This window comes from Mycolicibacillus koreensis (assembly GCF_002104795.1).
Classification (GTDB): domain Bacteria; phylum Actinomycetota; class Actinomycetes; order Mycobacteriales; family Mycobacteriaceae; genus Mycobacterium; species Mycobacterium koreense.
This window is the reverse complement of record NZ_NCXO01000042.1, coordinates 25526-34423: the sequence shown is the minus strand read 5'-3', so window position 1 is coordinate 34423 and position 8898 is coordinate 25526. Positions and strand designations below refer to the sequence as shown.

General features: G+C 70.1%; 8 protein-coding genes. 5 read left to right on the top strand and 3 right to left on the bottom strand.

From position 1 onward, the window contains the following. Window positions 1-382: 382 nt before the first annotated feature. The gene (locus B8W67_RS16095) at window positions 383-970 is read left to right on the top strand and encodes an HhH-GPD-type base excision DNA repair protein (protein ID WP_069393649.1); all 588 of its coding nucleotides are present in this window, start codon (window positions 383-385) and stop codon (window positions 968-970) included. Between the two features lie 16 nt (window positions 971-986). Then, window positions 987-1133, top strand: coding sequence for a DUF1059 domain-containing protein (locus tag B8W67_RS16090; RefSeq protein WP_085304990.1), 147 nt, complete (start codon window positions 987-989; stop codon window positions 1131-1133). Window positions 1134-1248: 115 nt separating this feature from the next. Here the strand turns inward: B8W67_RS16090 and B8W67_RS16085 are convergent, their stop codons facing one another. After that, on the bottom strand, window positions 1249-2118 hold the full coding sequence (locus B8W67_RS16085) for an Rv1157c family protein (RefSeq protein ID WP_085304988.1): 870 nt from the start codon (window positions 2116-2118) through the stop codon (window positions 1249-1251). Between the two features lie 50 nt (window positions 2119-2168). Beyond that, a complete protein-coding gene (locus B8W67_RS16080) occupies window positions 2169-2789 on the bottom strand; it encodes a hypothetical protein (RefSeq protein ID WP_085304986.1) in 621 nt (206 codons plus the stop codon). A gap of 237 nt (window positions 2790-3026) precedes the next feature. Between B8W67_RS16080 and B8W67_RS16075 the strand changes: the two genes are divergently transcribed. Next, window positions 3027-4187, top strand: coding sequence for a mannosyltransferase (locus tag B8W67_RS16075; protein ID WP_085304984.1), 1161 nt, complete (start codon window positions 3027-3029; stop codon window positions 4185-4187). On the opposite strand, the gene B8W67_RS16070 is transcribed toward B8W67_RS16075, so the two are convergent. After that, a complete protein-coding gene (locus tag B8W67_RS16070; protein WP_069393654.1) occupies window positions 4184-4468 on the bottom strand; it encodes a 4a-hydroxytetrahydrobiopterin dehydratase in 285 nt (94 codons plus the stop codon). The genes B8W67_RS16075 and B8W67_RS16070 overlap by 4 nt on opposite strands. 34 nt (window positions 4469-4502) lie before the next feature. Here B8W67_RS16070 and B8W67_RS16065 point away from each other — a divergent pair, with 34 nt between their 5' ends. Then, on the top strand, window positions 4503-4904 hold the full coding sequence (locus tag B8W67_RS16065) for a (deoxy)nucleoside triphosphate pyrophosphohydrolase (RefSeq protein WP_069393655.1): 402 nt from the start codon (window positions 4503-4505) through the stop codon (window positions 4902-4904). A 294-nt stretch (window positions 4905-5198) separates the two neighbouring features. After that, a complete protein-coding gene (locus tag B8W67_RS16060; RefSeq protein ID WP_069393656.1) occupies window positions 5199-8897 on the top strand; it encodes a nitrate reductase subunit alpha in 3699 nt (1232 codons plus the stop codon). The last annotated feature ends 1 nt before the right edge of the window (window position 8898 follow it).

Genomic DNA, 8898 nt, shown 5'->3' with positions numbered 1-8898 from the left:
GATCGCGTTGCGCTGCCCGGTCAGCTCCGACAGTTCAGCGAACAACGCCTCAAGACGCTCTCCCGGACGGGCATCCGCGCTGGTGGAGGTCGTGATCGAGGACATGCCACCAGCATCGCATCAGGGTCTGACAAAACCCGTTGGTTCAGCTCGCCGCCGCTCCGGTCCGGGCGACCGTCAAGCGACATTCGGCGGCCAGACGCGCGCTGACCTCCGGGGTATGGGCCGACGCTGCCGGTGGCTGCAACCCGATTCGCGTCGCGGCGTGATGGGTGACCGTGATGGGTGACGGTGTTGACCGCACCCGGGCTTGGGAGCGCCGGCCGGGCCCGCCGCCGACTGCAGCGCGGCGGCAACCGGCTGCTGAACGTAGGCTGCTCGCATGACCGTGCGACTGTGCCTAGCGCAAGAGCCCGAGGCCGACGCCCTCCTTTCGGCGAGTCCATTTGCCCTGCTCACGGGTATGTTGCTCGACCAGCAGGTGCCGATGGAGACCGCGTTCGCCGGGCCGAAGAAGCTCGCCGACCGTCTCGGCGGGCTCGACGCCGGTGAGATCGCCGCCTACGACCCGGAGAAGTTCGCCGCGGTGTGCGCGCAGAAGCCGGCCGTGCACCGCTTCCCCGGATCGATGGCCACCCGGATCCAGACCCTGGCGCAGCTGATCATCGACCGCTACGACGGGGACGCCGCCGGCGTGTGGACCGCCGGTGATCCCGACGGCGCGGAGGTGCTGCGCCGGCTCACCGAACTGCCCGGATTCGGCACGCAGAAGGCGCGCATCTTCCTGGCGCTGCTGGGCAAACAACTCGGCGTGACCCCGACCGGATGGCGCCGCGCGGCCGGGGACTTCGGCGCCGACGGCACCTACCTGTCGGTGGCCGACATCGTCGACGCCGACTCGCTGGACCGGGTGCGCACCCACAAGAAGCAGATGAAGGCGGCGAAGAAAGCGTCCGCGGCTCAACGATGAGAGGAAGGAGTTCGGCGTGAAGACCCACCTGACGTGCCCGTGCGGGGAGGCCATGGTCGGAAAGGACGAAGACGACCTGGTCACCATCGTGCAAAAGCACCTCGCCGATGTTCACCCCGGCATGGAGTACGACCGGGACGCCATCTTGTTCATGGCCTACTGACCCGCACCGGCTGACCCACACCTACTGACCCGCACCTACTGACCCGCACCGACCGGCGCGGGCCGGCGGGTCAGGGCGCCGAGGGCCAGGCCACTAACGGCCAGGCCACCAACGGTCAGGGCACCACCGTCGATCCGATGGTGGGCATGAACTGGCACTGGCTGTCCTTGGTGGTCACCTGGCCGAAGATCGTCGACATGATGCTGCCCGATCCGGTGTCGACGATCGCGGTCAGCGTCGTCGGGCCCTCCGGGTTGATGTCGTCGCGCGGGGTCAGCGGGACCGTGCCGGACTCGCCGCTCGTCAGGTTGACCCAGGTGACGTTCAGCGGCAGCTTCTGCTCCTTGGCCGGGCCGGGGGTGCCCACCGCGGTGAACACGTAGGCGGTCTGCCCGGCCTTGGGTCCCGGGGTGGGGATCTCGGCCGGACCGGCCACCGACAGCGCACTGGCGATCACGTTGCCGCCGTCGGCGAGGCAGTGCGTGCCGATCGACGGGTACATGAACTCCTGGGTGGTGGCGCTCTCCGGGCCGAAGTCCGGAGTCGGCTGGGCGGCCGGTGCGTGCGGCACCTCCACCGGCACCGGCCCGACCGCGTTGGCCGGGTTGATGCCGGTGGGGATGTGCGCCTGGGTGCCGGGCTCGACCCCGGGGCCGGGCATGTGCGCCACGGCCACCGGGTCGGCCTGGATGAACTCGGTCACCGAATCGGCCACCTGACGGGAGTCGGCGGGCGCGTTGGTGTTGCCCTTGAAGGCCGCCGCGGCCGCCATGAGCAACTCCACCGCACCCTGCGGGTCGGCCGCCGCCTGCTGGATCACCGGACTGAGCTGCTCGATGGCGGGCAGCCCCGGCGTCTGGGCGGCGGGCACCGGCTCGGCCGGTGCGGCCGGCTCGGCCACCGCGGTGCCGGCCAGCGCCAGCGCAGTGGCCGACGCGATGGCCGCGGCGGTGATCCCGGTGGTGAAACTGAAGGTCCGTACCACGATGTGCTCCCGTGTTTGTGGGTGGCTGGGTCAGGTGCGCCGCCGAGGCCTTACGGCAGTGCGGACACCGGGTTGAGGCCGGCCAGGTCGGGCACCAGGGTGCTGGTCGGGGCCTGCGCCGAGGGGGCCGAAGGGGTGACCGCACTCGGCACGGCAGACGGCACCATGCCCGGTACGACCGCCGGCGCAGCAGGAACGGCCGGGCTGGTGGCCGGGACGGCCGGGCTGGTGGCCGGCATCCCCGGCAGCAGCGAGGTCAGGTTCCCCGGGAACGCCAACTCCTGCGGCAGCGGCACCGGCAGGCCCGGCACGGTCGGCAGCTTCACCGAGGCGTTGGGCGCCATGGTGGAGTTCGGGGCGACGGCCGGGTTCAGCGCGGTCGCCGGGACCTGGCCGGGCAGGTGCGGCTGCGGGACGTTGACGCTGGCGCTGGCCGCGGGCGGCGGGGCGACCGGCGCTGTCGCCGGACCCTGCAGTTTCGCCGCGGCGTCCTGCAGCATCATCGGGGCGGTGGCCGGGATGTTGGCCAACTGCTCGATCGCGGAGACCCCCGGCGGAGTCGGGTTGGGTGCCGGCGCGGTGTCGGCCCGGGCGACACCGCCCATCAGCATCGCGGTCGACGTGCCGACCACAACAGCGGTGGCGGTCAGCAGGTTGCGGGTCATGGACATGTGGGGCTCCCCAATTCGTTCGACGGCGTGGTCACTGCCGAACGTATTCCGATGCAGGAGTTACTCAAGTGACACGTGTGGCATTTACGGAACCGTTATTGAGGCGAGCGGAATCGGTGACCGACCCGATGCGGAACCGAGTCGCGCGGGCACCTGACTAGAGTCGGGGCAATCGACACCACACCCGTCTCACCGTCGCCGGTCTGGCGGCGTCACGGACCGCTGCTGGCTGCGGCGATGCTGGCACTCAGCGTCATTGCGCGACTGGCCTGGATCTGGCTGGTGCCGCACGGCACCAACTTCGTGGATCTGCACGTCTACATCGACGGCGCGGCCGCCCTCGACACGCCGGGCGCGCTGTATGACTACGTCTACCGCGGCCAGACGCCCGAGTTCGACCTGCCGTTCACCTATCCGCCGTTCGCCGCGCTGGTCTTCTACCCGTTGCACCTGCTGCCGTTCCCGGTGGTGGCCGCGGCCTGGCAGGCCGGCACGATCGTCGCGCTCTACGCCGCGGTGCGGGTCAGCCAACGCCTGCTCGGTGTTCTCGACGCCCGGCCCGCGGCGATGGCCTGGACCGCGGTGATGCTCTGGATCGAACCGGTGCGCAGCACCCTCAACTACGGCCAGATCAACGTGCTGTTGATGCTGGCCACCCTGGTCGCGGTGGCCAGCCGGCGCGCCTGGCTCTCGGGGCTGCTGGTCGGTGTGGCCGCGGGGATCAAACTCACCCCCGGCGTGGCCGTCGTCTACTTCCTCGGCGCCCGGCGCTGGGCGGCGGCGCTGGTCACGGTGCTGGTCTTCGCCGGCTCGGTGGCGGTGTCCTACCTGCTGGTCGGGCAGGCCGCGCACCGCTACTTCACCAGTCTGCTCGGCGACGCCGACCGCATCGGGCCGATCGGCACCACGTTCAACCAGTCCTGGCGCGCGGTGCTGTCGCGCATCGCCGGCCACGACGTCGGCTACGGGCCGCTGGTGCTGGCCGCGATCGCGGTGACCGTGGTGACCGCCGTGCTGGCGTGGCGTGCCCTCGGCGCCGACGACCGGTTGGGCCGGCTGCTGGTGGTGGAGCTGGTGGGGCTGCTGGTCTCCCCGATCTCCTGGTCGCACCACTGGGTGTGGGTGGTGCCGCTGATCCTCTGGCTCTTCCACGGTCCGGCGCGCCGCCGCCTCGGCGCCCGGGTGTTCGGCTGGGGGTGGCTGGCGGTGACCCTGCTCGGTGTCCCGTGGGTGCTCGGCTTCGCCCAGTCGAGCATCTGGCAGATCGGCCGGCCCTGGTATCTGGCCTGGGCCGCGGTGGTCTACCTCGCCGGCGCGCTGGCCACCATGGCGTGGATGGCCGCGACAGCGCGCACCGCGCCGCGCGTCACACCGGGGTCAGCGGGGTCAGCGGATTAAGCGGCCAGAATCCGGTCGATGTCGGCGGCCATCGCGGTGTCCTGTTCGGTGATCCCGCCCGCCGAGTGGGTCACGAGGGTGAATGTCACGGTGCGCCACCGGATGTCGATGTCGGGATGGTGGTCCTTGAACTCGGCGTGCTCGGCCACCCGGCGCACCGCGTCGATCCCGGCCAGAAACGACGGGAATTTCACGGATCGGCGCAAGGCCCCGTCGACGTGCTCCCAGCCGTCGAGCGTGCCCACTGCCGCGGTCACTTGATCGTCGGTCAACACAGCCATGCCTCGACGATAGGACGGTATAGCCTCAGGCGCTATGTCGATGCAGATCGTCGTCGCCGGCGCGGTCATCAGCGACGGGGTCCTGCTGGTCGCCCAGCGGTCCCGGCCGCCGGAGTTGGCCGGCCGCTGGGAGTTGCCCGGCGGCAAGGTCGCACCGGGGGAGAGCGAAGCGGATGCGCTGGCCCGCGAGCTTGCCGAGGAACTCGGGGTCGCCGAACCCGACGTGCGGGTGGGGTCTCGCCTCGGTGCCGACGTGACGCTGAGCGCGACGATGACGTTGCGCGCCTACCGGGTGACGCTGGCCGGCGGACAACCCCGGCCGCTGGAGCACCGCGCGCTACGCTGGATCGACGCCGCCGGGCTCGACGACGTCGACTGGGTGCCCGCCGACCGGGCCTGGCTCGCCGACCTGGCGGCCGCCCTGAACCGCCCCTAAATCCCGTCGGACCCAGTAGGCTTACAGCGCACTCACAGCCTCCGATCAGCGGTTGGGCAGAGGCGTTGTGACCGGCGGTTTTCCGCCCGAACGGTCGGCGAATCGCAGGTCAGCCACGGATGGTGGGCCACCCCAGGCTCTGCCAGACTGGACGCACCCTTCGTGTGCCCGACATGCCAGCTCACCGCGTCCGAACCGGCCCGGGCGGGAGTGCCGACCGCCCGTTGAGGACCGCCCACCGTGTACCCCAGCCCGGGTGCACCGTCGTGCCCCACCGTTGAAGGAGGCCCACGCGTGACCAGTGCACCGCAGATCGGCGGTCCGCTCGAGGAGTTGCTGGAACGCAGCGGACGGTTCTTCACCCCCGGCACGTTCTCCGACGACCTGCGCACCGTGACCCGGCGCGGCGGCCGCGACGCCGACGTGTTCTACCGCGACCGGTGGAGCCACGACAAAGTGGTGCGCTCCACCCACGGTGTGAACTGCACGGGGTCGTGCTCGTGGAAGATCTTCGTCAAGGACGGCATCATCACCTGGGAGAACCAGGCCACCGACTATCCCTCGGTCGGCCCGGACCGCCCCGAATACGAGCCGCGCGGCTGTCCGCGTGGCGCGTCGTTCTCCTGGTATTCCTACTCGCCGACCCGGGTGCGCTACCCGTACGCACGGGGGCTGCTGGTGGAGATGTTCCGCGAGGCCAAGGCGCGTCTGGGCGATCCGGTGCGCGCGTGGGCCGACATCCAGGCCGACCCCGAGCGTCGCCGCCGCTACCAGCGTGCCCGCGGCAAGGGCGGGCTGGTGCGGGTCAGCTGGGCCGAGGCCACCGAGATGATCGCCGCCGCCCACGTGCACACGATCAAAACCTACGGACCCGACCGGGTCGCCGGGTTCTCCCCGATCCCGGCGATGTCGATGGTGTCCTATGCCGCCGGCTCCCGGTTCTTCGAGCTGATCGGCGCGCCGATGACGTCGTTCTACGACTGGTACGCCGACCTGCCGGTGGCCTCGCCGCAGGTGTTCGGCGACCAGACCGACGTGCCCGAGTCCGGCGACTGGTGGGATGCGGCATACCTGGTGATGTGGGGATCCAACGTGCCGATCACCCGCACCCCCGACGCGCACTGGATGGCCGAGGTCCGCTACCGGGGCACCAAGGTCGTCTCGGTGAGCCCCGACTACGCCGACAACACCAAGTTCGCCGACGAGTGGATCCCCTGCGCGGCCGGCACCGACGGTGCACTGGCGATGGCCATGGGCCACGTCATCCTCACCGAACACTATGTGCGCAAACCTGTTCCGTTCTTCCTGGACTACTCGCGCCGCTACACCGACCTGCCGTTTTTGATCAAACTCGAAGAGCGCGGCGACCACCTGGTGCCGGGCAAGAACCTCACCGCCGCCGACCTCGGCGGGCAGGAAGCCCGCCACGAGAACGCCGCATTCAAACCGGCCCTGCTCGATGAGACCACCGACACGGTGGTGATCCCGCGCGGCTCACTGGGATTCCGCTACGGCGACGAGGGAGTCGGCCAATGGAACCTCGACCTCGGTGCGGTCACCCCGGCGCTCAGCGTCGCCGGGGACACCCCCGGGGAGACCGCGATCGTCGCGCTGCCCAGCTTCGACACCGTCAACGGCGAGGGCACCGCCGTGCAGCGCGGCATCCCGGTGCGCCGCGTCGGCGAGCACCTGGTGTGCACGGTCTTCGATCTCACTCTGGCGCAGTACGGGGTGGCCCGCCCGGGCCTGCCCGGTGAGTGGCCGACCGGCTACGACGACGCCAGCCACCCGAACACCCCGGCGTGGCAGGAGCCGATCACCGGGGTATCGGCCGCCCAGGCGGTCCGGATCGCCAAGGAATTCGCCCACAGCTCCGAGGAATCCGGCGGGCGCTCGATGATCATCATGGGCAGCGGGATCTGTCAGTGGTTCCACGGCGACGCCACCTACCGGGCGGTGCTGGCGCTGCTGATGCTCACCGGGTCGATGGGCCGCAACGGCGGCGGCTGGGCGCACTACGTCGGACAGGAGAAAGTCCGCCCGCTCACCGGGTTTCAGACCATGGCGATGGCCACCGACTGGGTGCGCCCGCCGCGCCAGGTTCCCGGCGCCTCCTACTGGTACGCCCACACCGACCAGTGGCGCTACGACTCCTACGGCGCGGACAAGTTGACCAGCCCACTGGGGCGCGGGCAGTTCCGCGACAAACACACCATGGACCTGCTGGCGGCCTCCACCGCGATGGGCTGGAGCCCGTTCTACCCGCAGTTCGACAAGTCCAGCCTCGACGTCGCCGACGAGGCCCACGCCGCCGGCCGTGACGTGGGGGAGTACGTCGCCGAGCAACTCGCCCGACGCGACCTGCGCCTGGCGGTCACCGACCCGGACAACCCGGTCAACTGGCCGCGCGTGCTCACCGTGTGGCGGGCCAACCTGATCGGCTCCTCCGGCAAGGGCAGCGAGTACTTCCTGCAGCACCTGCTGGGCACCGACTCCAACCTGCTCGGCAGCCCCGCCACCGACGGGGTGCGCCCCCGCGACGTGGTCTGCGACGGCGAGATCCCCGAAGGCAAACTCGACCTTTTGATGTCGATCGACTTCCGGATGACCTCGACCACGCTGGTCTCCGACGTGGTGTTGCCGGCGGCCACCTGGTACGAGAAAGAAGACCTGTCCAGCACCGACATGCACCCGTATGTGCACTCGTTCTCCGCGGCCACCGACCCGCCGTGGGAGACCCGCAGCGACTTCGACGCGTTCGGGGCGATCGCCCGGGCGTTCAGCGCGATGGCCAAACAGCACCTGGGCACGCGCACCGACGTGGTGCTCACCGCACTGTCCCACGACACCGCCGACGCGATGGCCTATCCGGACGGCACCGAGAACAACTGGCTGACCACCGGCGAGACACCGATCCCGGGCAAGACGATGGCGAAGGTCACCGCCGTGGAACGCGACTACACCGCGGTCTACGACAAGTGGCGCACCCTCGGCCCGCTCGTCGACGAACTGGGCATGACGCTGAAGGGCTACACCGTGTTCCCCGACGAAGAGGTCGAGGAGTTGGCGGCACGGTTCGGGGTGCTCGATTCCGGCCCGGCGCAAGGACGCCCGGCGATCACCACCGCCAAACGGATGTGTGACGTGTTGCTTCTGCTGTCGGGAACCACCAACGGGCGCCTGGCGGTCGAGGGATTCCGCGCCCTGGAGCTGCGCACCGGCCAACGACTGGCCCACCTCGCCGAGGGCAGCGAGGAGCGGCGCATCAGCTACGCCGACACCCAGGCGCGCCCCGTCCCGGTGATCACCAGTCCGGAGTGGTCGGGCAGCGAGACCGGTGGCCGGCGCTACGCACCGTTCACGATCAACATCGAAAACCTCAAGCCGTTCCACACCTTGACCGGACGGATGCATTTCTATCTCGCCCACGACTGGGTCGAAGAGCTCGGCGAACACCTGCCGGTCTACCGCCCGCCGCTGGATATGGCACGGCTGTTCAACACCCCTGAGCTCGGAGCGGCCGGCGACGACGGAATCGGTTTGACCGTGCGCTATCTCACGCCGCACTCGAAATGGTCGTTCCACTCCACCTACCAGGACAACCTGTACATGCTGTCGCTGTCGCGCGGCGGGCCGACCATGTGGATGAGCCCCGGCGACGCGGAGAAGATCGGTGCCCGGGACAACGACTGGGTGGAGGCGGTCAACGTCAACGGGGTGTTCGTGTGCCGGGCGATCGTGTCCCAGCGCATGCCCGAGGGTGTGGTCTTCGTCTACCACGTGCAGGAGCGCACCGTGGACACCCCGCGTACCGAGACCACCGGCAAGCGCGGCGGCAACCACAACTCGCTGACCCGGGTCCGGGTCAAACCCAGCCACCTCGCCGGCGGGTACGGCCAGCACTCCTTCGCCTTCAACTACATGGGGCCCACCGGAAACCAGCGCGACGAGGTGACGGTCGTGCGTCGCCGCAGCCAGGAGGTGCGTTACTGAT

Bases quoted from the DNA above. Each gene is read 5' to 3' on its own strand.
- B8W67_RS16070 (WP_069393654.1), bottom strand. From the start codon at position 4,468: ATGGCTGTGTTGACCGACGATCAAGTGACCGCGGCAGTGGGCACGCTC.
- B8W67_RS16075 (WP_085304984.1), top strand. From the start codon at position 3,027: ATGCTGGCACTCAGCGTCATTGCGCGACTGGCCTGGATCTGGCTGGTG.
- B8W67_RS16065 (WP_069393655.1), top strand. From the start codon at position 4,503: ATGTCGATGCAGATCGTCGTCGCCGGCGCGGTCATCAGCGACGGGGTC.
- B8W67_RS16080 (WP_085304986.1), bottom strand. From the start codon at position 2,789: ATGTCCATGACCCGCAACCTGCTGACCGCCACCGCTGTTGTGGTCGGC.
- B8W67_RS16095 (WP_069393649.1), top strand. From the start codon at position 383: ATGACCGTGCGACTGTGCCTAGCGCAAGAGCCCGAGGCCGACGCCCTC.